Consider the following 25,023-nt stretch of genomic DNA (forward strand, 5'->3'; position numbering starts at 1 on the left):
ACATTGTGAAAATAGAGAACAGCAGCAAGATATTTTCTAATTGAAAATGATCTTACTGCTGTTTTTCTGACATTTATGTCCCAGCATCTTTTTGTCTTACTACTAAGCTAATATTAATTTAAAAAATATGCTTCCACTTCTTTCCAACCATTTACACGTGTAAAGCGTGTTTCGTTTACATTATGCGCTGCAGTGTATATAATGGGTTCGCCTTCAAAAATAGCTAATTGACGTGGGTTATCATCAATTAAATAATCAGCTTTCACGATATTTTTTCGTCCACAAAACACAAAGTGTTGAGGATCTAAAAATGGAAAGTGTTGTAATAACCATTCATATTTATCATGAAATGATGTTGGAACATCCATCGCAGCCGTAGCAATATATACATCGTACTGTGCCGCTAATTTTTCGACAACTTCTTGTGCAGCTGGTAATACTGGTAACTGTCTAAAAAAGCCAGGCGCATTTAAAATCTCCCTAACTAAGCCATCGTGTTCAGGTATCATGTGCTTTAATTTTTTCCCATTTAAGCCTTCCATCGTTATTCCCAAATTCGTTTGTTTATTCACCGCTTCAATAATAGCTCCCAAAGTATCGGCTAATACTTCATCCATATCTATCGCAATTTTTTGTCGGGTCATTCCTTTGATCGCTCCGTTTCTATTTGTTTGTGTAGTTATACAGTATGAGTATAGCAAAATTTTGTTATACTTTCAGACTGTAGCCAAATGCTTTTTCATTTCATTATCATGCGTTTGTCTTGCTCATTTACACTTGGTACAAATCTGTTTATTTGTAAATTAAAAAGTCATACTCTTACTTAAAAAGTAAATAGCATGACTTTGCTTATATATTTATTATGTCTTATCGTTTCGATTTTAATAATCAAATTGTTGTAAGACTTCAATCATTTTATCGTTTTGTTCTGGAAAACCAATAGTGATACGCACACCTGTTGGGAATGGTCTTGTAATGCATCCTACCTGTAGTAATTGTTGATATAATTCCTGAACTTTATCTGTCACTACAAAAATAAAATTCGTTTGACTAGGTAAGAAGTGCTTACTTTGTGGAATCGCATAAAATTTTTGGCGCTCTTGTGCATTTTTTTGTGTAATATCATGTAAATAATCTTGATCTTCCAATGCTGCGATTGCTGCATATTCTGAAATACGCGTCACATTAAATGGCGGACGAATAATATTCCATTTATCAATTGCTTCATTCGTTGCAATAACATAACCAACACGTAAACCAGCCAAACCATATGCTTTAGAAAACGTACGCAGTAAAAATGCATTATCAAATTCTTCTTGTAACTTCAAAGTATCTGGATAATCTTCAGCCGTCACAAATTCAAAATACGCCTCATCAATTAATACTGGGACGTGACTTGGAACACGTGATAAAAAGTCATGCAATTTTTCATGTGTAAAATACGTCCCTGTTGGATTATTAGGATTACACAACCATACTAATGCCGTTTGTTCATCAACTTCATTTAAAATACCTTCTAAATCAAAGCCGCCATTTTTAAGTGGTACTTGAACCACATCTGCAGATTCAACAATCGCATTATGATAATATTGTCCAAAGGTTGCTTCACTTGTAACAATCTTATCGCCAGGCGTTAATACCGCCCTAGAAATCATTAAAATGACTTCATCAAGACCAGCACCAAATAAGATGCGTGACTCATCTATATGTAGGTGAGCACTAATCGCTTTTCTTAATGAAGGTGAACCAGTTTCTGGATAATAATACAATTCATCTAAATGATCTGTTATGGCTTGTTTGACTTTCGGAGAGGGCCCATACAAGTTTTCATTAGATGCTAACTTATATAGTTCTCCCTCAATACCAAACTGCTGTTTCAATGCTCTAGGGGATAATCCAGGTTGGTATGCAGATAATTGATCTAGTTGCTTTTTCAAAGTTAACCACTCCTCCGATAATTGTCTGAAATTTTAAAAAACTTAATACTAATTATAACGTGTTTCCTAGTTACATATCAAGTTCATTATATGACAATCAGCATCGAAAATCAGGCTTCCTATTAATGTACACCACGCATTGCTCGAATCACTATAGGTGAAATTAAAAATAATAATACACCAATAATTAAGGTAAACAACCCTGAATACATGAAGAATTGTTGTTCTGAAATGCGTTTGAAAAATACGACTGTTTGGCTATTAATACTTTGTGCTGTGGCATTGCTTAGCATCCATAGCGCCATCATTTGTGCAGATAAATGTTTAGGTGCTAATTTAGATGTTACGGATAAACCTACTGGAGAAATACAAAGTTCTCCGACAGTAATAAATAAAAAGCTAAGTGCTAACCACAACGGGTGTGTTAATTCTGTAGAACTCATCAAAGGAATCATCATCACTAAATAGGATAGTCCGGCAAAGATTGCACCAAGTGCAAATTTGTGCACTGTGCTTGGATTATGTTTACCCAGCCTTGTCCATAAGTTAGCAAATACCGGAGCCAACACAACAATAAATATTGGATTAAGTGATTGGGCCCAAGCTGCTGGTATTTGAAAATCAATCAGTCCATTTGTCAGCTTGCTCATACTGAGTTGAGTGTTTTGATCTGCAAAATTAGCTAACACGGTTGATCCTTGTTCTTGAATCATCCAAAATGCGACTGATGTTATAAATAAAGGAATATAACTATAAATACGCTTACGTTCAACTTCATTTGTTTTTTTATTCGTAATCATATAAATAAAAATATATATAGGTAAAACGATACCAATAATAGTTACTATTAAGGTAAAACTTTCAAGACTAAGTAACCCGGTAAATTGTAAGACAATTAAGATAATTGCAAACATAATAATTGCACTACCCACCATTAAACTTAATCGTTTAATTTCTTCTTTTTTTAATGGATTGGGAACACTGAGTCCAGCTAACCCTAAAAATCTTTTATTGGTAACCACATAGACCACAAGACCAAGGAACATACCTACGGCTGCTGCCGCAAAACCAACATGGAAACCAAGACGTGTTTGTAAATATCCAGTTATAAATGGCGCAAGTAAGCTTCCAAGGTTGATACCCATATAAAATATTGTAAAGGCACCGTCCAAACGTACATCATCATGTGAATATAAATCGCCTACAGTGGTAGATATATTAGGCTTTAATAATCCGGTACCGGTAATTAATAATAATAATGCAATAAGCACTAATGTAAAGTTACCTGGTATTGCCAACAGGATATGCCCAAACATGATTAAAATACCACCATAAAACAGCGCGTGTCTTGTACCTATAATCCTGTCTGCAATCCAGCCACCTATAGATCCTGACATGTAGATTAACGCACCATATATTGAGACAATTTGTAAGCCTGTTGCTTGGCTTAACCCAAAACCGCCATCCGTTACAGCGTAATATAAATAATACGCTAAAATAGCTTTCATCCCATAATAACTAAAACGTTCCCAAAATTCAGTAAAAAACAGTGTGCTTAATCCTTTTGGATGCCCAAAGAAACCTTTTTGTGGCACACTACTAACGATTTCTTGACGTGTATAATTCTTGTTATTCATTTCCCCACCTCATTCGTAATACCCTCAATTTTATACTTCATATGAATTAATCACAAGTAAAATCAAAAGAAACACAATTAAATTTAGTTACAATATGTTACTAAAGTTTTATTATTACAATTTATCATTTGAATATATTTCTTCTTATATTCCTTTATCATACGCCTATATATCCATGCTTATCACACTAAAAAAGACGCAGAGAACAACTTGATTTAATCGTTGTTTTCCGCGTCTTCAGTTCAATATGGAGGCATTTTATCTTATGAAGTATACAGTGCTATTTTATAAGCCCTTCTTTTTTGAGAAACGCTTTAGCAACTTGATATGGATCTTCATTTTTCACAGTAACTTTATAATTCATTTCTTGCATTTCTTCATCTGAAATTTTACCTGCTAATCGATTCAATGGTGCTTTAATTTCCTTATGTTCATTTAAGAATTTTTCTTTAAACATTGGCGCACCTTGATATGGTGGAAAGACATGTTTATTATCTTTGAGCACAACCATGTCATATTGTTTCAGTTCTGCGTCAGTTGAGTAGGCATCAATTAAGTTGATATCTCCCTTTTCTATAGCAGAATAACGCAATTTGGGCTCCATCGTTTTTACATTATTAATATTTAAGTTGTAAGCCTTTTTGACTGCTTTAAAACCATCTGGACGATCGTTAAATTCTAATGTAAATCCTGGTTTCAATTGGTCAGTAACCTTGGCTAAATCATCAATTGTTTTAAGATGATGCTTTTGAGCAAAATCCCGTTTAACTGCTAAAGCATAAGTATTATTATACTTCATTGGCTTAAGCATCGTCATATCATATTTTGATTGTAAGCTATCTTTAGCTTGTTGATAAACTGCTGCCTCTTTTTTAGATTTTAAATCTTCTTTTGTCAATTCTCCTAACACTGTACCAGTAAATTCTAAATAGCCATCTATATCATCGGATTTTAAGGCGTTGAATAGAAATGCTGTCTTACCCATACCATCTTTCACTTCGACAGTATCATCCGTTTCTTCTTCTATTAAAATCTTATACATATTCGTAATAATAGATGGTTCTGATCCTAATTTCCCTGCAAGCGTAATCGTATCCCCTTTATGACTAAGCAATGGTGCAACAATCGCGATAATGATAACTAATAAGATGGCACCCGTTGCCAGCATTAATTTTTTATAAGATAATTTTGCCATTAATCTTAAAATAACATCAAAAATAATAGCCAGTAACGCAGCAGGAATGGCACCAATTAAGATAAGCGATGGATTGTTACGGTCAATACCCAAGAGAATCAGATCTCCTAAGCCACCTGCACCAATGAGCGCAGCAAGTGTAGCTGTACCAATAATTAGAACCATTGCTGTACGAATACCTGCCATAATCACCGGCATGGCAATCGGTAATTCAACTTTCGTTAAGCGACGAAATGGTTTCATCCCAATCCCTTTTGCTGCTTCAATTAACGATGGATCTACTTCTTTAATTCCGGTATATGTATTGCGTAATATTGGTAATAATGCATAGACCACTAAAGCAATAATGGCTGGCACACGGCCTATACCAAACAATGGAATCATTAAACCTAGTAATGCTAGAGATGGAATAGTTTGTAGGACAGCAGCGATATTCATCACGATTTCAGAAATACGTTTTGCTTTTGTTAATACAATGCCTAACGGTACAGCAATCAAAATAGCAATAAGTAACGCAATAAAAGAAATTTGGATATGCTCTATTAAAGTAGCCAATAATTCTTCTTTACGCGCGTTTAATGTAGTAATAAACTCATTCATGCTGTTTCACCTCTTTGCCCTTGTGCTAAATATTCAAAGACATCTTCTCTTGTAAGAAGTGACTGAACATGAGTGTCATGATTTTCTACTAACAATGCTTCATGTTTGCTTAACATATCAAATAAGTCATCAATATACTGGTCTGCGCTCACGACTGGGTAATCTGTTGACGCAGCCATTTCATTTAACGGTGTTGTGATATCTAATTCTTTCAACTTAATATGTTGTGATACAGATGTTTGTTGTAAATAATTCCCCATAAATTCTTGGACAAACTTACTTTGTGGGTGTGTTTTAAATCCTAATGGTGTATCGATTTGTTCAATATGACCTTGATTCATGACACAAATACGATCACCAAGTTTCATGGCTTCTTGAATATCATGTGTTACAAAGACAATTGTTTTGTTAATTTTAGTTTGGAGTGCAAGTAAATCGTCTTGCAACTTTTCTCGACTGATAGGGTCAAGTGCACTGAAAGGTTCATCCATTAAGATGACTGGAGGATCTGCTGCCAATGCACGCACTACACCCACTCTTTGTCGCTGTCCACCAGATAGTTCATCAGGCTTGCGATTTTTATATTTATCTGGTTCTAAACCAACCATTTCTAATAGTTCGTCTACGCACTGGTCAATCTCTTTCTCTTTCCATTTTTTCATTTGTGGAACTTGTGCAATGTTTTCTTTTATTGTCATATGGGGGAATAGCGCGATTTGCTGTAGTACATAGCCAATGTCCCATCTCATTTCATATACTGGAAAATCACTTACTGGTTTATCTTTAAAATAAATATAGCCTTCAGTTAATGGGATAAGTCGATTAATCATTTTTAACGTTGTCGTCTTCCCACAACCTGAAGGACCAATGAGCACAAAAAATTCGCCTTCATTGATTTTAAAACTAAGGTCATGAACCGCAATATTTTGGCCATAACGTTTCGTTACATTTTTAAATTCAATCACATTTACACCTCTATTACGCAAATTAATAATATTTTGTCTATTATTTATAAAAGATTGACATCAATACAACGCGTACATTTTTCTTTGTTATTCCCTTTTATCATAAAGTTAATGATAATACTAGAAAATTTTACTTTTATATATTAAAAAGATGAGTTTGAATGCCATTGCCATTCAAAAACTCATCTTACTTATTTTAAGTGTATGCTATTACGTTTATGATATGTTTGCTTTGTAAGATTGAATGCGTTCTAAAAAGTTAGGACAATAATGTTTTAATTTATAACTACCTACACCTTCTATAGCAATCATTTCTTGTTTCGACGCTGGTTTACGTTTAGCAAATTCTTCTAACGTATAATCCGAAAAGATACTTACTGGTGCAATGCCTAACTTATTACTTAATTGTTTACGTACATCAACAAGTTCATTGTATAGCGCGCGATCAACGCCTTCGACAGTATTGATATAAACCTTTTCTTTAGATTTTTGTCTGAATGGCGTTGTAAATATCGTTACGTCTTCCTTTAATAAACTTTGCACACTTTGGTCACAAATCAATATTTCGTTATGTTCATTTAAAAATCCTTTGAATCTTAACTCATCAATAAGATGACTTAATTCTGACGTTGTATATGCTTTCATAATGCCATAAGTAGATAGCTGATCATAGTGATTGTATTTAATATAATCGCTTTGCTCTCCTCTTAATACTTGAATAATGACACTATAATTTTCTTGCTGTCGCATTCGCGCCACACAACTTACTATCATTTTGGCTTCTTTGGTCATATCATATGTTTTATTTTCTTGAACACAATTGCTACATTGTTGACATTCTTCTAACTTTTCATTGGGTTCAAAATAATGCACAATTGTGGCTTCGAGACATTTTTTAGTCTTGGTATATTGCAACATTTTAGTTAATTTTTCACCCATTTTATCTTTGTAGTCATCATCAGCTTGAGACACAGAAATAAAATATTCATGTAAACCTTTATCGCGCTCACTGTATAATAAGATACATTCACTTTTTAACCCATCTCGACCAGCACGTCCTGCCTCTTGATAGTATGATTCTAAATCACCAGGCATATTATAATGAATCACATATCTCACATTAGACTTATCAATACCCATACCAAATGCATTTGTTGCTACAACAACTTTAATACGATCATAAACAAAATCATTTTGTGCTTGTTCTCGTTCTTTGTTTGACAATCCTGCATGATATATCGCTGCTTCAAGATCAATGCTTTGAATGGCCTCTTGCAGTTCTTCAACTTGTTTGCGCGTCGAACAATATATGATACCTGCTTCATCTCGATGCGCTTGCACATAATCAAGAACAAATTTTTGACGCTGATACGTAGGATTAACTTTGAAGATAAGATTACGACGTTTAGTACTTGTCTTAACCCGATTATCTGCAGAAATATAAAGTTTATCCATAATATCTCGTTGCACTTCAGTTGTTGCGGTAGCGGTAAGCGCAATAACAACAAAATCTTGAGGTAGTGTCATTACTTTTTGAATGACATTCTGATAACTCGGTCTAAAATCATGTCCCCATTTAGAAATACAATGCGCCTCATCAAATGCAATTAAATGAATTTCCAGCTTACGCAATATACTTAAAAAATATTGGTTTTCAAAACGCTCAGGTGCCACGTAAAGAAATTGAATTTTACCAGAAGCCAACTCCTGTTCAATCTGCTTTTGTTGCTTTTGACTTAGACTACTGTTCAAGTACGCTGCATGAATTCCCATTGCTTTAAGTTGATCTACTTGATCTTTCATCAATGAAATAAGCGGACTAATAACAACAGTTGTACCACCTAACTTCAGCCCGGGAATTTGATAACAAATCGATTTTCCCCCGCCTGTTGGTAATACACCTAATACATTATGATGAGCTAAAATTTTAGTTATAATTTCTTTTTGACCTGGTCGAAAAGATTGATAACCAAAATAATGCGATAATATTGCTTCCATTTCTGCATTCCCCTTATACCTCTTTTAATTCTTCTAACTCGCTCCATCTCGTTATATCTTCATCATATGTCTGTTCTAGTTGTTGTTGTTCAATAGTTAAATCTTTGATTTTAGCGTAATCCGCACTTGCCTCAATCATTTCTTGTTCAATTTCTGACAAGCGTATTTCGGTCTCTTCTATACGCGACATCAATGACTCGTATTCACGCTTTTCTTTATACGATAGTCCTGTTTTTTTACGTTCTTTTATCTGAGTTTTTGATGTGTTGGTTGCTTGCTTTTCTATTGCTAGCTGTTTATCTTTTTCTTTTTTATATGTTTCGTAGTCTTCAAAACTACCAACAATACGTTCCATCATGCCATCATGAATAAACCAATATTCCTGAGCAACCTTATTCAGAAAGTAACGGTCATGGCTAACCGTTATTACTGAACCGCCAAACGAAGCAATATAATCTTCAAGTATCGTCAATGTCTCAGTATCTAAATCATTTGTTGGCTCATCTAGTAATAACACGTTTGGCTGATGCACAAGCAAGCGCAATAAGTATAATCGCTTTTGCTCACCGCCAGATAACTTATAAATCTTTTTACCATGTGTTGAACTTGGAAATAGAAATCGCTCAAGTAGTTGAGTGATTGACACTGTCGTTCCATCTTTTTCTTTGGCGACTTCACTCTCTTCCCTTAAGTAATCAATCATGCGGATATCACGATTTAACGTTTCTTCAGTTTGTTTAAAATAAGCCACCTTAACAGTCTGTCCTATCTTTAACGTCCCCTCAAATTGTTGATCTTCGCCGCTAAGTATATTGAGCATCGTTGTTTTTCCTGCACCATTGGGTCCAACGATACCAATACGTTGCCCACTCTGTATAATTTGAGTTATATCTTGAAATAGCGTTCTGCCATTAATTATTTTTGTTAGACTATCAAGCTCATATACTTGCTTGCCTAAACGAGAATAAGCTAAATTTAACTCGCCTTTATCTTGTGTCTGTTGCTGCTTTACATCTGCCTCTAAATCGTTGAAGCGATGAATACGTGCTTGTTGCTTCGTAGAACGTGCTTTTGCTCCTGCACGCATCCAAGCTAACTCTTGTTTATAAAGCGCACGTTGTTTATCATTTTGCTTTTGTTCAATTACTTCTTTTTCGGCACGCATCGCTATATAGTCTTCATAATTTCCAGGGTATGTCGTTAATTTTCCACGGTCAAGTTCAACAATGCGTGTTGACACTTCATTTAAAAAATATCTATCATGCGTTACAAATAATACGGTATAAGGATATTGTTTAACATAATTAATCAACCAATTAATCGATTCGAAATCCAAATGGTTCGTTGGTTCATCTAACAATAATAAATCAGGTTGTTCAATCAACGTTTTAGCTAACACGACGCGTTTTTGTTGTCCACCTGATAAAGAACTGACTTGTTTTGTCGTGTCATGAATACCTAATTTAGATAAAATCGTTTTTATCTCCGCATTATAATCCCATGCTTCATGTCGATCCATAGCTTCTTGTGCAGCCATCATTGCTTGAAAATTTCGGTCGGTCTGTTCAACTGTATATTGTTGTACCGCTTGTTCATAGTGTTTAATGATTTGTAATGTGCTTGTCTCTGAACTGAGCACGGCTTCAAACACCGATAAATTACCATCTAAATCTTGTTTTTGAGAAGAATACCGAATACGATATTGATTAGGATGTGTGATATCACCAGTAAAATCATCATCTATACCACCCATCACTTTGAGTAGCGTGCTTTTACCTGTACCATTGATACCAACTAATCCAATTTTTTCATGATTTGAAATCGCTAAACTCAAGTCATCGAAAATAACTTTATCTGCATATGACTTATTAAGATGTTCTATTTTATATGCTTCCATGACGTGATTTCCTCTTTTACTATCGAAATTTCAAAATGATTTTGATAAGCTTAATTCAGTTCTATATATTATACACCTTTTTACAGGTAAATGATACAAGGAGTCACGTTTATGGAAGAATTATTTGGAAGCTTACCATCCTATTTCCAAGCACTAATCGCTGGAATAATTACCTGGCTTCTTACAGCATTAGGTGCAGCCGGTGTGTTTATTTTTAATAAAGTAAACGGGAAAGTTCTTGCTTCCATGCAAGGATTTGCAGCTGGTATCATGATTGCTGCCAGTTTCTGGTCATTATTACAACCTTCGATTGAGTTTAAAGAAGGTACTACATTACCTTGGTTACCTGCTGCAATTGGCTTTTTACTAGGTGGCTTATTTATTCGGTTGCTAGATGCTATTATTCCTCATATACATCAACGTATTGGTGATAAAAGTCATTATCGTGAAGGTGTAAAAACGTCATTAAATAAGAATACTTTGCTCGTTTTAGCAATCACATTGCACAACATCCCAGAAGGTCTATCAATTGGCGTTGCCTTCGGAGGTATTGCCTCTAGTAATGAACATGCGACCTTTCTAGGTGCACTGGGCTTAGCTATAGGCATTGGCATTCAAAACATTCCAGAAGGTGCTGCTTTATCAATGCCTATTCGTGCTGCTGGTGCTTCAAAATGGAAAGCCTTTAATTATGGACAAGCATCTGCACTGGTTGAACCCATATTTGCTATACTTGGTGCTGCACTTATAGTAGTTATGACACCCGTTCTTCCCTATGCATTAGCATTTGCTGCTGGGGCAATGATATTCGTTGTCGTGGAAGAACTCATTCCAGACTCACAGTCAGGTAATAACACAGATTTAGCAACATTGAATTTAATGATTGGCTTTACAATCATGATGATATTAGATGTTGCTTTGAGTTAATATTATATGAATTAGAATACAATAAAAAGGCAGTCTGACTTCATTCGTTCAGACTGTCTTTTGTTTGGTCGCTAATAATTATAGAGGTAATTGCGCTATTTTTATATTCAAAATTTAAAAATCGGGCTAGTGATTTAAATCACCAGTCCGATTTATTATAGAACCAATTATTTTTGATTGCCTTTTGGTCCCGTCTTATATTCATATTTAGCTGGATTGACCTTTTTGAAATCTGGATTGTTGTAAAATCTGAATAAATCACCATTCAGAATACTATCGCTCATTTCAAGGTCTTTTTCAACTTGTTGTTTATTCTTATCAAAGTCTTTTGGTTTCTTTTCTAATAGTTTGTTGTCTTTATTAGAATATATTTTACCATTAACATATTTATAATTTTGGGTAATGAAATCACCATTTCTAAATGGTATCACATCTTTATGCTCTTTTGATAACAAGTCGGTACCCATCATAATATAGTTCTTCGTATCAATACCAACTAAATGTAAAATCGTAGGCATAACGTCCATTTGGCCAGCGTATGTTTTGTCAACTGTACCTTCTTTGCCTGGTATTTTTAACCAGAATCCCGTACGGTTTAAGTCTGTAAACTTGGCTGGTGTAATTTGTTCACCTAATAATTTTTCCATTGCATTATTATGATTTTCAGAAATACCATAATGGTCACCATAAATCATAATAACAGAGTCGTCATATAAACCTTCTTTTTTCAAGTCATTAACATACTGTTCTAACGCTTGGTCTAAATAATGTGCCGTTTGAATATAGCCATCTACTGTAGAATCTCCCGTATTTGGTTTATCTATATCAGCATCTTTATCATCTAAAGTAAACGGATAGTGGTTCGTTAATGTGATTAGATGTGAATAGAATGGTTTTTTCATTTTCTTTTGATAACCTGCTGATTCTTTAAAGAACTCTTTATCTTTTAAACCTAAGTTCACGACATTATCTTCAGACATATCATAGTATGTTGCATCGTAAAATTTATCAATACCAAAGTGTCGATAGATTTGATCACGATTCCAGAATGTTTTGTAATCACCGTGCATCACGTTAGACGTATATCCTTGCTTTTGATCTAAAATCGCTGGCAATGATTGATACGTATTGTCTCCTTTTAATGAAAAGGCTGAACCTTGTGGTAAACCATATAAACTGTTATCCATCATAAATTCAGAATCAGATGTTTTACCTTGTCCTGTTTGATGGAAAAAGTTTGGATAATATCTGAAATCCTGTTTACCTGAAGATAGTTTATTTAAAAATGGTGTTACTTCTTTACCATTTACCTTTTTATTGATTAAAAACGTTTGGAAACTTTCTAAATGAATTTTAATTATATTTTTCTTTTTTGCTACCCCGAAATACTCAGGATTTGCTTTAGTTCTTTTTTGCTTCGTATAGTTTAAAACTTTAGTTAAATCATCTTCGGATGCTAAAGCTTTCTGTTGATTATTTTGAATTGTTTTAACGCCGTCATAAACCGTAAAATTATATGGTCCTAAATATTTCACCAAATATTTATGGTCAAATGTACGCGTTAATAATTCAGGTCTGTCTGTTTCAGCAAATGCTAAGTTTAAGAAAAATAAAGCGACTGAAGCAGCCATCACAACAGGTACAAACTTCTTACTAAATACGCGTTTATCTAGCCAATTGTTTTTGAAAATCAAGATAAATAAATAGATGAAAGTATCAATAAAGTATACAAAATCATACCATTTAAACGATGCGGTTACTGCGCCCCCCATAGATTCCACATTACTAGCTTGATTCAACGTACTAAATGTTAAAAAGTCAGTAAAGAATCGGAAGTAAACCACATTGGCATAAAGTAAAAAAGTTAATAAAAAACCAGCGATAAAAATAAACCAATATGCTTTTTTTCCTTTAAAGAATAGGAAGACACTTAAAATAAGTGCTACTAAACTATATGGATTCATTAATAATATTAAATTCTGAACTAATCCCTTAACACCCAAGGAAAAATCAACATAGTATGAAAAATACGTTTTCAGGGTTACTGTTAACACAGTTAAGATAAAAAACGTAAAAAGACTTATTTTCTTTTTGCGTATGCTCATGTGTGTTTCCTCCGTTTATAATTATTCCAACTTTAAAAGACCTGTACATATTACTTGCGATAGGCGCTTTATCTTTCGTTCGCCTTCACTATCCCATGCTAAAAAAGTTAGGAAAAAGATGAAACGATGTGCTATCACAGACGCATCGTGCTTGTTTCAACTTTCAATATTTCTTTAAAATTGCGTTGTGTTCCTCTGGTTTCAGTGCCCACGTTAATCAATGATGCGTTTAACCCCATTATATGTAAAACGTATCATAACGATTGTAAATGGACCGTTCAAATCTATAGTAGTATCGTTGTTGTTTACTGTAGTTATGAATAAGCGAAAAATCCCCTACTTAAAACATTAACTTTGTTAATATTTTATTAAGAAATTTCATTCATTGTAATTGAATTGTAACAAAAGTGCATAGTTCAATATATAAATATATAGTATATTTGACCATCTTTCAAGTAAAAAGAAAATAATACACTGCATAAACTACAAGACAATACCATATTATAACTTTTTTTCTTTTAGTTTTAATCAGCCTAAAGGCTGACCTCTGTTATTTTAACATTTCTAATTTCATGCGATACTCAATCGCATGAAAGATTTGATTAACCCAATGGCTATATTTGACAACATTCTTTTCTGCGGTTTCAACATCGATAAATTGAAATTTTAGTCTTGCGCCTTGTGGTTTTTGTGCTAATTTAGATAAATGATAACTTGCAATTGTGCCAATTTGAGGATAACTTCCTAGCGTATAATGATCATTAAGTAAAATAATAGGCGTACCGTCACGTTTAACTTGAATGGTTCCCCGCTTCACACTTTGATGTGCCGGCATGTCCTCGTAATAGGCTTTGATACTTTCTCCTTGTAAATACATTCCCATGCGATTAGCTTTACTAGTAACTTTATAATCTCCTAATGTAAAGCGCTGTACAGTAGCTTCATCAAAATCTTCTGTCCCTTTATTTTTAATTACATGAAAGACATCTGAAATATAGTTAAATGATAATGCGTATCCGTCTATTCCCCAATCGGTTTGATTGCTTTCGGCTAAATTTTCAAATAACTTGGTGTGTCGATGTGAGTAGTTATTTTTTAATTGTATCGTATCACCAGCTTGAAGTGTTCTTCCTTTAAAACCACCAATATGCGTATTAAAGTCGGTAGAACTAGAGCCCAACCATTCATCTAATTGAAAGCCTCCACCTACTGCAAGATACACACGAGAAGTACGGCTTGTTTCATTGAATGTTAATGTGTCGCCCGCTTGAATTAAATATAATTTATAAGGTGTGATGGTAAGGTGCTCTGTCTGTGCTTTAAAATTACTACCAGTTAATGCAATTAAAGTCGGTTCAGTAAACTGAAGTGTTGGCAATTTATGTGTCATTTCTAGTGTCGCTTCATTCTTATCATTAGCGACAAGTCGATTGGCAATTTCATGGGCAAGCTCATCTAAAGCACCGCCTGGAATAACGCCATCATGCTCGTATCCGCGACGTCCAAAATCTTGAAAACTACTAAATAGTCCTTCTTTTATAACTTTAATCGACATGGTTCATATGCTCCTAATTCTATCTCATCTTCAGCAATCGCTTTAAAGGTTACTGAATCTCCTAATTTGATTAATGTGAAATCGGCTTGGTCAGGATAAAATAATTGTAGAGGAGTATACCCTATCACTAGCCAATCATTGTAAGTGTCTGTAGTCACAATGCCACACTTTTTACCTTCTAAAATTACTGACCCAGCAGGTACTTTTTTCTTGTTTGCACTCGTATGATTTACATATAAGCTTTCATTTAATCCACTTAAATAAGGAAAACCTGGTGAATACCCCATCATTGATACAAAATACGCTTCAGATGTATGTAAATTCACAAACGTCTCAAAATCAAGCCCATATTCTTGTAATAATGGTTCTAAATCTGGACCATAAGTACCACCATACACAACAGGTATGTCACAAATTTGTTTCGTTTGTGTGGCAGCTGTTTGTTCTAAATCAGCTTGACTTATCTGTTCTATTAAATGTTTCATGTGCTGATAGGGGGATTCAATATGATGATGTTTAATCATATCGCGGGCATCATAAACAATCATCATATCAGATTCAGTTGGCACAATCTCAACAATAAATGGTAAGTCTTGCTTAACTAGATAATCTCTCAGTAATAACAATTGTTGTGTTACATCTTTAGACACATCTTTTTGGATAGCCACTATAATAGCTTGGTCTCCTTGGCTATATATTTTCATAAACACACCTCTAATATTTTTAGACTTGTAAATTTCGAACAATTATTGTACAGGCACACTGACTACAAAACTATTTGATTAATGATAAAAAACATCCATAATGCGCACTACATATGGAATAAGCGACTGACAGAAATAGTATACACATACACATTGACAACAAATTGACACGGTCGCTATTACTTTTGCTCGTATCAAGCGTTCTGTTTTATAATAATGATTAAATATGAATTTACTTATTATCCCAATCACCACTATACTTATCAACCATACTACCAACATTGTTATCCCACTTTTTTAAAATATATTTTTAATACTTTATTCCTTTATATTTTATAGATAAATTGATACATCGGCAACCTCACGCAAGCTGTTTATTAAATATATTTTGATTTCTTGCTTTTGAAGACCTTCTTTTAACATATCCACGGTGTAGTCCTTTTCGAAAAGCTTCCCCTGATCAATCATCTCTTGTCTTTTACATCCTGGTAAAAAATCATGCTGATAGCTTGGCGTATAATATTTTCCTTGTTCTTCAATCATGATATTACCAATATCAAACTCTAATATTTTATATTCGTTATATAATAAGATTAAATCGGTCGTATGATTATGTGTTAGATGTTGTCGTTGTGATGTTTTATTAATAAGTAACGACGTCTCTGTCGCATTGTCAATCGACTGTAATTTAGCTGTGAAATAGGGTTTGTACATTAATGGTTCAACTTTAATTTCAAATGTGCCATCTTTACTTAGCTCTATTTTGAGTCTATAGATACCTTGATTATAAGTGGCTTGAATGCTACTAAGTTTCGACTCCCATGCTGTTTCGTTAAATAAAAATCCTAAAGCTGCACTAGAAGAACGTATACGTTTTGTATGATAATAAACACGAGGGATTACGCCTTGCTCTATCCGCATAGTCTCAAATATTTTCATTTATAGCATCTCCAAAATTTTAGCTTTATCACGAAATTCTTGCACTTCATTTTCAGGATCAGAATCAATAGTAATACCCGCGCCGACACCGTATATCGCTTTATTATCACGATATTCAATTGTGCGAATAGGCACATTAAAAATCATCTTGTCATCTGGCATCAATATGCCAAGCGTACCACAGTAAATATAACGCGGTTGGTCTTCTAATTTGTGAATATATGACATCGTGTTTAATTTAGGTGCACCTGTTATGGAACCACAAGGAAATAGCGCATGAAATAACGTTGCTAATGGTAATGTTGCATTTGAGAGTTGACCTGCAACCATACTTGTCATTTGATATACAGTGGCATAAGTTTCAATAAAAAACGGACGATACACATGTACCGTACCTTTTCGTGCAATTCTAGCAATATCATTTCTCAATAAATCAACAATCATGACATTTTCTGCTCTATCCTTTAATGATTGTTGTAAATATTTATAATTATATTGATCTTGCTGTTTGACATCTGACCTTGGCATGGTGCCTTTCATAGGCTTACTCACAACTACATTATCTTGACCATCAAATGGCCCTTTCTGAAAGAATAATTCGGGTGAAATAGAAGCGACTTGTACGTCTTCAGTATCCATTAACATGGTGTAATTGCCATTTTTAGTTTGCGTTAATTTATCATACAGGTCTTTAATTGGCATTTGTACTGGCGAACTCACTCTTGTTGTATAGTTTACCTGGTAAGTTTCGCCATCAATAATTGCTGCTTGTACTGCTTTGATATGTTGAATCATAGTTGCCTCTTTTACTTGAAAGGCAAACTGGTGTTGTGGCTTATTATTATAATGCTTTATTGACGTCTCTTGTTGTATGGGCTGTGCCGATTGATAACTATAAGCTGCTGCTAATATTGCATCGTCTGCAGTTGGATGCACAGCCATGTCAGGATTAAAGTATTGTGCCGCTTCATACGTCATATAAAGCGCCACATATTTCCCTTCTTTCTGCTGTTGTTCTGCAAAATTGATAACGTCTCCCACATCTTTCATCTCATATGCTAGATATTGCCCTAACCTTTCTGTGAGTTTAAGTTGGTGCGTTTCGTAGCGTGAATCGTCTAAATAATATCTATAATTAAATTGTATTGTCACACTGATTCACCCCCAAAGTTTTAATAAACAGCTCAATTTGTGCATGACCATGTTCACTGAGAATTGATTCAGGATGATATTGCACCGCATAAATAGGCCATTGTCGATGCTGAACTGCCATAATAATACCTTCATCATTTTCAGCACTAATTTCAAGTTGTGCCGGCAGTGATTGACGCTCTGCAATCAAAGAATGGTAACGCATCACTTCAAAATGTTGTGGCAGTTGAGCAAAAATCCCTTTATTATTATGATTAAGCTTTGTTGTGTGGCCGTGTACAGGTCGTTTACCATGAATAATACGGCCCCCAAAATAATCGTAAATGCATTGAAATCCTAAGCAAACACCTAATATGGGAATACGCTTTTTAAATGCTGCAATAATCTGTGCGATTATCGGATAATCACTAGGCTTACCCGGGCCTGGGGAAATAACTAGCGCTGACGGATTAAGCTGTTGTAATGATTGTATTGTGACTTGATTGATACGATAAACAATGATTTCTATATCAGTAACTGTTTTAAAATAATCTATCAAGTTATATGTAAATGAGTCGTTATTATCTATGACTAATATCATTTTATGCTTACCTTCTTTAGTTTCATTCGTAAAAATTACCACTTTATTATAATATATATGTAAGGGGTTACGTTTCTATTATCCCAAAATATTTCTTGATTTTACATAGTTTCTGTATTATTCTAGCTAGCGTATTCAAAATAAATAATCAGAGGTTCCTAGCCGAAACCCTCTATAAAAAACTAGACACCGAATGTTTCAATCAATATTTAAAGTAACTTATCATCATATGCATTTACTTATTCTGTGGTCTATCTTTTTTATAGAGATAGCTTTTTTTATGTCTAAAAATAGGTTGCATTACCCTCAACGCACTTAAATTGGAGAGATGGACAATGACTGAAACAACTTTAAACAATAACAAAGCCATAGTCGTATTTAGCGGTGGTCAAGATAGTACTACATGCTTATTTTATGCTAAAAAGCACTTTGACGAAGTCGAACTTGTTACGTTCAATTATGGACAGCGTCATAATACTGAAATTGAAGTAGCCAAAAGCATAGCGCATGAACAAGGACTAGCACATCACATTCTTGATATGTCGCTATTATCACAATTAACGCCAAACGCATTAACGCAACACGATATGAAAATCGAAACCAACGATGACGGTATGCCTAATACATTCGTACCTGCACGTAATCTATTGTTTTTATCATTTGCAGGTGCCCTTGCTTACCAACTCAACGCCAAACATATTATCACTGGTGTATGTGAAACAGATTTCTCTGGCTACCCAGATTGCAGAGATAACTTTATTAAATCAATGAATGTGACACTAAGTTTAGCTATGGATAAAGATTTTGTTATTCATACACCTCTCATGTGGCTAAACAAAGCTCAAACATGGGCGCTAAGTGATGAACTTGGTGTCTTAGACTATATCCGTCATCAAACATTAACATGCTATAACGGCATCATTGGTGATGGCTGCGGAGAATGTCCAGCTTGTCACTTAAGAGCACGTGGTTTACAACAATATCTTAATTCTAAAGGAGCGAAATAATATGTTACAACAAATTTACCCGTCTGTCTCACATCCTTACCAATTCGAACTCAATAAAGACTTTAATTTTTCTGCAGCACATTTTATACCATGTAAAGATGCTGGAAAATGCGTACGCACTCATGGACATACGTATTTCGTAAATTTAACAATTGCGGGTGACACGCTTGATCATAATGGTTTCCTTATCAATTTCCAAGAGTTAAAAGCATTGATTCACGATCAATTTGATCATTATTTATTGAATGATTTGCCACACTTTAAAGATCAAAGTCCCTCTACTGAAATTGTGGCACAGACAATATATAACATGATTGAAAATCATCTGATGCAATATACAAATCGTCCACATTGTGTTCAAGTCTACTTAAGAGAAACACCAACAAGTTATGTTGTTTATCGTCCGAAGGTGCAACATTAATGGCTGCTAAAATACCTGTATTAGAAATTTTTGGCCCCACAATTCAAGGTGAAGGCCGTGTCATTGGACGTAAAACGATGTTTGTTCGAACTGCTGGATGTGATTATCGCTGTAGTTGGTGCGATTCCGCATTTACCTGGGATGGCAGTGCAAAAGATCAAATTCAATTAATGAGCGCAACAGAAATTTATGAAAAATTAATTGAAATTGGTGGCGATTGTTTTGATCATGTAACGATATCAGGAGGTAATCCTGCATTAATTAAAGGTATACAAGATCTTGTCGATTTATTTGAAACTGAGCATATCGCAACTGCTTTAGAAACACAAGGTAGTAAATTCCAACCTTGGATGACACAGATTAATGATTTGACGATAAGTCCTAAACCACCTAGCTCTTCAATGACACCTAATTTAGAAGTTTTAGATCAAGTCATTGCACAATGTGTGCCACAATCCTTAAATTTGAAAGTGGTTGTTTTTGATGATGAAGATTATGCTTTTGCCAAAATGATTCATCATCGTTATCCAGACATACCTTTCTATTTGCAAGTAGGCAACCCATACTTAGCAGATGACGTAGCAAATCACACTGAAAAACTATTGTCACGATATGAACAATTGGTTGAAAAAGTAATGCATAGCAATGATATGAATCGCGCTTATGTCTTACCACAACTTCATACATTATTATGGAGCAACAAAAAAGGTGTTTAAATTTATCGCTATAAAATGTTTTGTAAGTGTTATGAAATGATTAAGTTGTGTTAAATTGCTATAATATGGCAATGAAGTATTTGCGATAGGAGTTCATCATGATTATATACGTACTATTAAACATTGCTGTAGTTTTGGCTATCGTTGGGTTTGATTTATATAGGCAGCAATATAAACAACTTAAATTTAGTTCTCTACTATTAGCGATTGTCATTAACACAACAATAAATATGTTTATTATTCAAAAGTATAATTTTATTTCAACTTATACCACTGCATTACTAATCATATGGTTATTACTGCAACTGTATGTTAATTATAAGGTACATCCTTTTGTAATTAATAACCAAAAATTTCTTGCCAGCATATTTGCGATTATTTTAAGCTTATCAGCATTTATTATGGATATTTCGAGCGACCAATCTGTCTATATGTCCATTCCTTATCTGTCACCAGCTATTTTTCTAATTGGGGCAATCATTTTATTTACGGGTACATTTAAATCAACCGAACGCAATCGCTTGCCATTATTCAAACGAATACAAGCCCCTATCATGATAGGAACAATTATTATTGCATTATCATTTGTTGTTATGATGATGTTAACACCATTCTGGTACATATTTTTAGGAATCTATGTATTATTTATAGCATTTATTATTTGGCAAAAAGTATTTCAACATTATTAAAATAACCGGAACACACTTGTCGGCGTGTTTCGGTTATTTATTATATATGCTCTTTTTCTTTATCTTTCACGGTATGCTCATGGTTTATATTACATTGATATGCATTGGGACTATGACCATTTTCATAGGTTAAATTCGAAGCTTGTACAATGTACTTAGGTCTTTGCTTCACTTCATAATAAATCCGTCCGATATATTCTCCGACAACACCTATAGAGATAAGCTGAATACCACCAAGTAACAAAATAGCAGCTATCGTCGTGAAATAACCTGGATTACTAATGCCATTTACGATAATGCCTATAGACAAATAAATAATATAGATAAGGCTAATTGCAAAAATAAATAATCCAAAATAAATCATTGTCCGTAATGGCTTACTATTAAATGAAATTAAACCATCAATACCATAATTAAATAACTTTCTAAAATTCCACTTTGATTGTCCCGCTTCACGTTCTACATTTTTATATGAAAAGACTTTTGTATTATAACCAATCCAAGCAAATAATCCTTTTGAAAAACGATTGTTCTCTTGCAACTTAGCAATTGCACACACAGCTCGTTGACTCAACAATCTAAAATCTCCTACCCCATCGACAAACTGGACATCTTCAACAAATGCATTAATCAATTTATAATACATCTTTGTCACTATTTTACGTGATAGCTGTTCGCCTTCTCTATCACGTTGGGCAATGACTTGATCATAACCCTCTAGATAACCATCAATCATATTGGGTATAAATTCAGGAGGATGCTGTAAATCACCATCTATCATAATGACAGCGTCTACATCAACACTATGGTGAAAACCTGCAATCATCGCTGATTCTTTACCAAAATTCCTACTAAATGAAATAAACTTTACGTGTTTATCTTCTAACGACAATTGCTGTATGTGTTGAATCGTACTATCTTTGCTACCATCATCAATAAATAATAAATCATAGTCATAATTTTTTTCGTTACTGTCTTTCAACATAATTTCAGTCAATCGCTCATATGTTTTTAATACGACTTCTCCTTCGTTATAACAGGGGACAATGACTCTGATTTTCATCCGATTACTTCCTTTACTTATTTCTTAATACTATTTTATCAATTTATTCATAAAACGCGCTAGTATCGTTCTTTAATTTTACAAAAAATTAATAAAGTTGCAAGCGAACTAGTTTTTAAAGCTATTTTATTTTTTTAAGTAGGCTTATCATTTGTACTATTTTAAATCGCCAATGCTAACATCATCAGGATCTTTCCCTTGTCTTGCATTGCGATTCAAACTATCAATTTCTGCAATTTCAGCTAATTCCAAATTAAAATTAAATAAATCGAAATTTTCTTTAATTCGTGAAGGTGTCTGAGACTTAGGTATAATGATACGATTATGTGCTAAGTGCCAACGCAACACGATTTGAGCCGGTGTCTTGTCGTGTTGTTGGGCAATATGTTGAATTGTTGAATCATCTAATAATCCGCGATTGCGCATTAATGGCATCCATGCCGTTACAGTAATATCGTGTTTATCGCAAAAGTCTTGAACATCCTGTTGATTAAAGTAAGGATGCAATTCAATTTGGTTAATTTGTGGAACGATATTGGTTTCTTGCATTAATTTTTCCAAGTGATGAATTTTAAAATTACATACGCCAATCGCTTTTACTTTACCTTCATGATATAAATCCTCTAGTGCTTTATATGTTTCAATATATCGTCCATTCTGTTCACATGGCCAATGAATCAAGAATAAATCAAAATAATCAAGACCCATGTTATCTAAAGAACGTTGGAAATAGGCTTTCGTCTGTTCATAACCTTGATGATCATTCCATACCTTAGACGTGATAAACAATTCTTCACGTGGCACACCACTGTTCTTTAAAGCCTGTCCTAATGATGCCTCATTGCCATAAAAATATGCAGTATCAAATGCACGATAGCCGGTTTCTATAGCTTGTTGAATGACTTTCGGCATATCTTCATCAGTGATTTTATAAACACCAAAACCTACTTTGGGCATAGGATAGCCATTATTTAATAATTGCGTATCATTCATCTAAAGTCTCCCCTTTTAAGTTGCCTATTGTTGAGTTAAGCTTATCGTAAGTACAGATTATAATACAAATAAAACATACTCAATTTAACAGTGAAAAATTTTCTTAACATCGTTAACTTAACCATCATGCCATATAAAAAAGAGCAGGAATCAAAGTCAATTATGACTGTGCTTTCCCACTCCAATAAATAAGTCACCCCATATGCTATGCTTTAATCTTTTGCATGAGACTCATCTTCATCTTCTTCGCTAATGGTTGGTCTGTTTTCAAGATATTCATATTTTAAAATAACCCAAATAATTTGATGATTTTCAACTTCAGAAATATACCAACGATCATAAGTTGTATCAACATAATCATCTTTCTGAAGGTTAGTGTTTTGAGCTTGTAGCCAACCACCTATCGTATCAATATCTTCTGAGTCAGCAAATTGAATATCAAACTTTTCATTTAAATCATCTAATAATACTCGACCATTAATTTGATACGTATGGTCATCTAATTTAATAATATCGTTAACTTCATCATCATCAAATTCATCACGAATTTCTCCAACGATTTCTTCTAAGATATCTTCCATTGTTAAAATACCAGCTGTACCACCATATTCATCAATGATTAAACTGATATGCACATGCTCACGTTGCATGCGAATTAATGCATCACTAATTCTTGTTGTTTCAGAAATCATTGGCAATTCATGAATATAGTTTGCAATTTTAATAGGTTTACCAGAGGCATATTCAGTTAAGAATTCTTTAACGTTAATAAATCCTTTGATATGGTCTTTGTCACCATCTTCTGTTATAGGATAACGTGTGAATTGATATTCCTTTATGGTGTCCAAGAGTTCATCAACATTAAATGGTTCATTTAACGTTACCATTTGAGTTCGTGGAACCATGATATCTTTAGCATTTCGTTCGTCAAAAGAAAAAATATTCTGCATATAATTTAATTCTGTTTGATTAATTTCTCCACCATTATAACTATTGTTAATAATAATTTTAATTTCCTCTTCAGACATCGCATCGCTATGTGCATCAGGATCTACACCGAAAATGCGGATAATCACTCTAGCGGAGCCATTCATCAACCAAATCAATGGTTTCATGACGTTACCAAAGTAATATAACGGTCTAGAGTATACTAGCGCTAGTTTTTCGGTATGTTGAATAGCCAGCGATTTAGGTGCCAATTCACCTAAAACAACGTGTAAATAAGTAACAATGATAAACGCGATAACAAAGGAAATTGTTGTTGTTAAAGCATCAGGTAAATGTAACAACTCAAACAATGGATGTAACAATTTGTCAAAGGTAGGTTCTCCTAACCACCCTAAACCTAAAGATGTTACAGTTATACCTAATTGGCATGCTGATAAATAGTAATCTAAGTTGGCGATCATACGTTTAACAATTTTTGCGTTACCGTTACCTTCATCAGCAAGTTGTTCTATCCGAGTTGCACGCACCTTTACTAAGGCAAATTCTGAGCCAACGAATACAGTTGTTAATGCTATTAAAAGAAAAAATATAACTAAATTTATTATGGTCGCAGTTTCCAATTAATCTCCCTATATCTAGGGATTCACCTCCAAAATATATGTCCCATTGGGAAACAAGATTATGAATTCACTTGGTTTCATGACATTAATACTACAAGTTAAATCCTTCCCATTGTGACACCCCCATAAAAAATTGTATTACTCTTATTTTATCATAATATAATTGCGAATAGTGGCATTTCGTTCATTTTAATATCATGTTTAACAAAAACATCGAGTTACAATCTTCTATACATTATCATACGTTTCTATTTTACTAAATATTTTTGCGTTTTTGTGGTATATTTATTCGAACATGATTGGAAAATAGATCCTTTCTTTGGTTTATTAACGCAAAAATACTTTTATGTAAAGTATTTAACAGTCATTGGCAAA

Annotated in this window: 21 protein-coding genes; 5 read left to right on the forward strand and 16 right to left on the reverse strand. The window is 33.9% G+C overall.

The genetic code is table 11. The annotated features are described in order from the left end of the window. Positions 1-113: 113 nt before the first annotated feature. The 7 genes from CD041_RS05830 to CD041_RS05860 form a co-directional block, all read right to left on the reverse strand. The gene (locus tag CD041_RS05830) at positions 114-644 is read right to left on the reverse strand and encodes a 5' nucleotidase, NT5C type (RefSeq protein WP_002459750.1); all 531 of its coding nucleotides are present in this window, start codon (positions 642-644) and stop codon (positions 114-116) included. A 237-nt stretch (positions 645-881) separates the two neighbouring features. Continuing rightward, positions 882-1,937, reverse strand: a complete 1,056-nt coding sequence (gene hisC / locus CD041_RS05835; protein WP_002459751.1) for a histidinol-phosphate transaminase — start codon at positions 1,935-1,937, stop codon at positions 882-884. 122 nt (positions 1,938-2,059) lie between these two features. Further along, on the reverse strand, positions 2,060-3,574 hold the full coding sequence (locus tag CD041_RS05840; protein ID WP_002459752.1) for a peptide MFS transporter: 1,515 nt from the start codon (positions 3,572-3,574) through the stop codon (positions 2,060-2,062). Positions 3,575-3,854: 280 nt separating this feature from the next. Next, positions 3,855-5,369 (reverse strand): ABC transporter permease/substrate-binding protein, encoded by a 1,515-nt coding sequence (locus CD041_RS05845; RefSeq protein WP_002479360.1) that lies wholly within the window; start codon positions 5,367-5,369, stop codon positions 3,855-3,857. Continuing rightward, positions 5,366-6,334, reverse strand: coding sequence for an ABC transporter ATP-binding protein (locus CD041_RS05850; RefSeq protein ID WP_070647848.1), 969 nt, complete (start codon positions 6,332-6,334; stop codon positions 5,366-5,368). Before CD041_RS05850 ends, CD041_RS05845 begins: the two co-directional genes overlap by 4 nt. Before the next feature lie 216 nt (positions 6,335-6,550). Continuing rightward, on the reverse strand, positions 6,551-8,332 hold the full coding sequence (gene recQ, locus CD041_RS05855) for a DNA helicase RecQ (RefSeq protein ID WP_002459755.1): 1,782 nt from the start codon (positions 8,330-8,332) through the stop codon (positions 6,551-6,553). A 13-nt stretch (positions 8,333-8,345) separates the two neighbouring features. Then, positions 8,346-10,229: an ABC-F family ATP-binding cassette domain-containing protein gene (locus CD041_RS05860; RefSeq protein ID WP_002479361.1), complete on the reverse strand. Its 1,884-nt coding sequence runs from the start codon at positions 10,227-10,229 to the stop codon at positions 8,346-8,348. 111 nt (positions 10,230-10,340) lie between these two features. Here CD041_RS05860 and CD041_RS05865 point away from each other — a divergent pair, with 111 nt between their 5' ends. Next, entirely contained in the window at positions 10,341-11,156 is an 816-nt protein-coding gene (locus CD041_RS05865; RefSeq protein ID WP_070647846.1) for a ZIP family metal transporter, read from the forward strand. A gap of 167 nt (positions 11,157-11,323) precedes the next feature. Here CD041_RS05865 and ltaS read toward each other — a convergent pair whose 3' ends face one another. The 6 genes from ltaS to CD041_RS05895 form a co-directional block, all read right to left on the reverse strand. Beyond that, on the reverse strand, positions 11,324-13,261 hold the full coding sequence (gene ltaS / locus CD041_RS05870; RefSeq protein ID WP_002479363.1) for a polyglycerol-phosphate lipoteichoic acid synthase LtaS: 1,938 nt from the start codon (positions 13,259-13,261) through the stop codon (positions 11,324-11,326). Positions 13,262-13,811: 550 nt separating this feature from the next. Then, positions 13,812-14,816 (reverse strand): 5-oxoprolinase subunit C family protein, encoded by a 1,005-nt coding sequence (locus tag CD041_RS05875; protein ID WP_002479364.1) that lies wholly within the window; start codon positions 14,814-14,816, stop codon positions 13,812-13,814. After that, positions 14,798-15,520 (reverse strand): 5-oxoprolinase subunit B family protein, encoded by a 723-nt coding sequence (locus CD041_RS05880; protein WP_002459760.1) that lies wholly within the window; start codon positions 15,518-15,520, stop codon positions 14,798-14,800. The genes CD041_RS05875 and CD041_RS05880 overlap by 19 nt, the downstream gene beginning before the upstream one ends. 333 nt (positions 15,521-15,853) lie before the next feature. Continuing rightward, entirely contained in the window at positions 15,854-16,459 is a 606-nt protein-coding gene (locus CD041_RS05885; protein ID WP_002479365.1) for an aminotransferase class IV, read from the reverse strand. Continuing rightward, positions 16,460-17,611 (reverse strand): chorismate-binding protein, encoded by a 1,152-nt coding sequence (locus CD041_RS05890; protein ID WP_002459762.1) that lies wholly within the window; start codon positions 17,609-17,611, stop codon positions 16,460-16,462. Next, positions 17,595-18,191, reverse strand: a complete 597-nt coding sequence (locus CD041_RS05895; protein ID WP_002479366.1) for an anthranilate synthase component II — start codon at positions 18,189-18,191, stop codon at positions 17,595-17,597. Before CD041_RS05895 ends, CD041_RS05890 begins: the two co-directional genes overlap by 17 nt. Positions 18,192-18,526: 335 nt before the next feature. Here CD041_RS05895 and queC point away from each other — a divergent pair, with 335 nt between their 5' ends. From queC to CD041_RS05915, 4 genes are all read left to right on the forward strand, one after another. After that, positions 18,527-19,198 (forward strand): 7-cyano-7-deazaguanine synthase QueC, encoded by a 672-nt coding sequence (gene queC, locus CD041_RS05900; protein WP_002459764.1) that lies wholly within the window; start codon positions 18,527-18,529, stop codon positions 19,196-19,198. A 1-nt stretch (position 19,199) separates the two neighbouring features. Continuing rightward, complete coding sequence (gene queD / locus CD041_RS05905) at positions 19,200-19,619, forward strand: 6-carboxytetrahydropterin synthase QueD (protein WP_002459765.1); 420 nt, start codon at positions 19,200-19,202, stop codon at positions 19,617-19,619. Next, entirely contained in the window at positions 19,619-20,335 is a 717-nt protein-coding gene (queE, locus tag CD041_RS05910; RefSeq protein ID WP_002459766.1) for a 7-carboxy-7-deazaguanine synthase QueE, read from the forward strand. Before queD ends, queE begins: the two co-directional genes overlap by 1 nt. Positions 20,336-20,433: 98 nt before the next feature. Next, positions 20,434-21,024 (forward strand): hypothetical protein, encoded by a 591-nt coding sequence (locus CD041_RS05915; RefSeq protein WP_002459767.1) that lies wholly within the window; start codon positions 20,434-20,436, stop codon positions 21,022-21,024. Positions 21,025-21,064: 40 nt separating this feature from the next. Here CD041_RS05915 and CD041_RS05920 read toward each other — a convergent pair whose 3' ends face one another. The 3 genes from CD041_RS05920 to CD041_RS05930 form a co-directional block, all read right to left on the reverse strand. Further along, positions 21,065-22,087 (reverse strand): glycosyltransferase family 2 protein, encoded by a 1,023-nt coding sequence (locus tag CD041_RS05920; RefSeq protein WP_070647844.1) that lies wholly within the window; start codon positions 22,085-22,087, stop codon positions 21,065-21,067. Between the two features lie 156 nt (positions 22,088-22,243). Beyond that, the gene (locus CD041_RS05925) at positions 22,244-23,080 is read right to left on the reverse strand and encodes an aldo/keto reductase (protein ID WP_002479368.1); all 837 of its coding nucleotides are present in this window, start codon (positions 23,078-23,080) and stop codon (positions 22,244-22,246) included. A gap of 212 nt (positions 23,081-23,292) precedes the next feature. Next, the gene (locus CD041_RS05930) at positions 23,293-24,648 is read right to left on the reverse strand and encodes a hemolysin family protein (protein WP_002459770.1); all 1,356 of its coding nucleotides are present in this window, start codon (positions 24,646-24,648) and stop codon (positions 23,293-23,295) included. Positions 24,649-25,023: the final 375 nt, after the last annotated feature.

It is taken from the genome of Staphylococcus lugdunensis (assembly GCF_002901705.1).
Classification (GTDB): domain Bacteria; phylum Bacillota; class Bacilli; order Staphylococcales; family Staphylococcaceae; genus Staphylococcus; species Staphylococcus lugdunensis.

Excerpts from the sequence above, each read along its gene's own strand:
- CD041_RS05830 (WP_002459750.1), bottom strand. The coding sequence starts at position 644 with ATGACCCGACAAAAAATTGCGATAGATATGGATGAAGTATTAGCCGAT.
- CD041_RS05840 (WP_002459752.1), bottom strand. The coding sequence starts at position 3,574 with ATGAATAACAAGAATTATACACGTCAAGAAATCGTTAGTAGTGTGCCA.
- CD041_RS05845 (WP_002479360.1), bottom strand. The coding sequence starts at position 5,369 with ATGAATGAGTTTATTACTACATTAAACGCGCGTAAAGAAGAATTATTG.
- recQ (WP_002459755.1), bottom strand. The coding sequence starts at position 8,332 with ATGGAAGCAATATTATCGCATTATTTTGGTTATCAATCTTTTCGACCA.
- CD041_RS05860 (WP_002479361.1), bottom strand. The coding sequence starts at position 10,229 with ATGGAAGCATATAAAATAGAACATCTTAATAAGTCATATGCAGATAAA.
- CD041_RS05865 (WP_070647846.1), top strand. The coding sequence starts at position 10,341 with ATGGAAGAATTATTTGGAAGCTTACCATCCTATTTCCAAGCACTAATC.
- ltaS (WP_002479363.1), bottom strand. The coding sequence starts at position 13,261 with ATGAGCATACGCAAAAAGAAAATAAGTCTTTTTACGTTTTTTATCTTA.
- CD041_RS05875 (WP_002479364.1), bottom strand. The coding sequence starts at position 14,816 with ATGTCGATTAAAGTTATAAAAGAAGGACTATTTAGTAGTTTTCAAGAT.
- CD041_RS05880 (WP_002459760.1), bottom strand. The coding sequence starts at position 15,520 with ATGAAAATATATAGCCAAGGAGACCAAGCTATTATAGTGGCTATCCAA.
- CD041_RS05885 (WP_002479365.1), bottom strand. The coding sequence starts at position 16,459 with ATGAAAATATTTGAGACTATGCGGATAGAGCAAGGCGTAATCCCTCGT.
- CD041_RS05895 (WP_002479366.1), bottom strand. The coding sequence starts at position 18,191 with ATGATATTAGTCATAGATAATAACGACTCATTTACATATAACTTGATA.
- queC (WP_002459764.1), top strand. The coding sequence starts at position 18,527 with ATGACTGAAACAACTTTAAACAATAACAAAGCCATAGTCGTATTTAGC.
- queD (WP_002459765.1), top strand. The coding sequence starts at position 19,200 with ATGTTACAACAAATTTACCCGTCTGTCTCACATCCTTACCAATTCGAA.
- queE (WP_002459766.1), top strand. The coding sequence starts at position 19,619 with ATGGCTGCTAAAATACCTGTATTAGAAATTTTTGGCCCCACAATTCAA.
- CD041_RS05915 (WP_002459767.1), top strand. The coding sequence starts at position 20,434 with ATGATTATATACGTACTATTAAACATTGCTGTAGTTTTGGCTATCGTT.
- CD041_RS05920 (WP_070647844.1), bottom strand. The coding sequence starts at position 22,087 with ATGAAAATCAGAGTCATTGTCCCCTGTTATAACGAAGGAGAAGTCGTA.
- CD041_RS05925 (WP_002479368.1), bottom strand. The coding sequence starts at position 23,080 with ATGAATGATACGCAATTATTAAATAATGGCTATCCTATGCCCAAAGTA.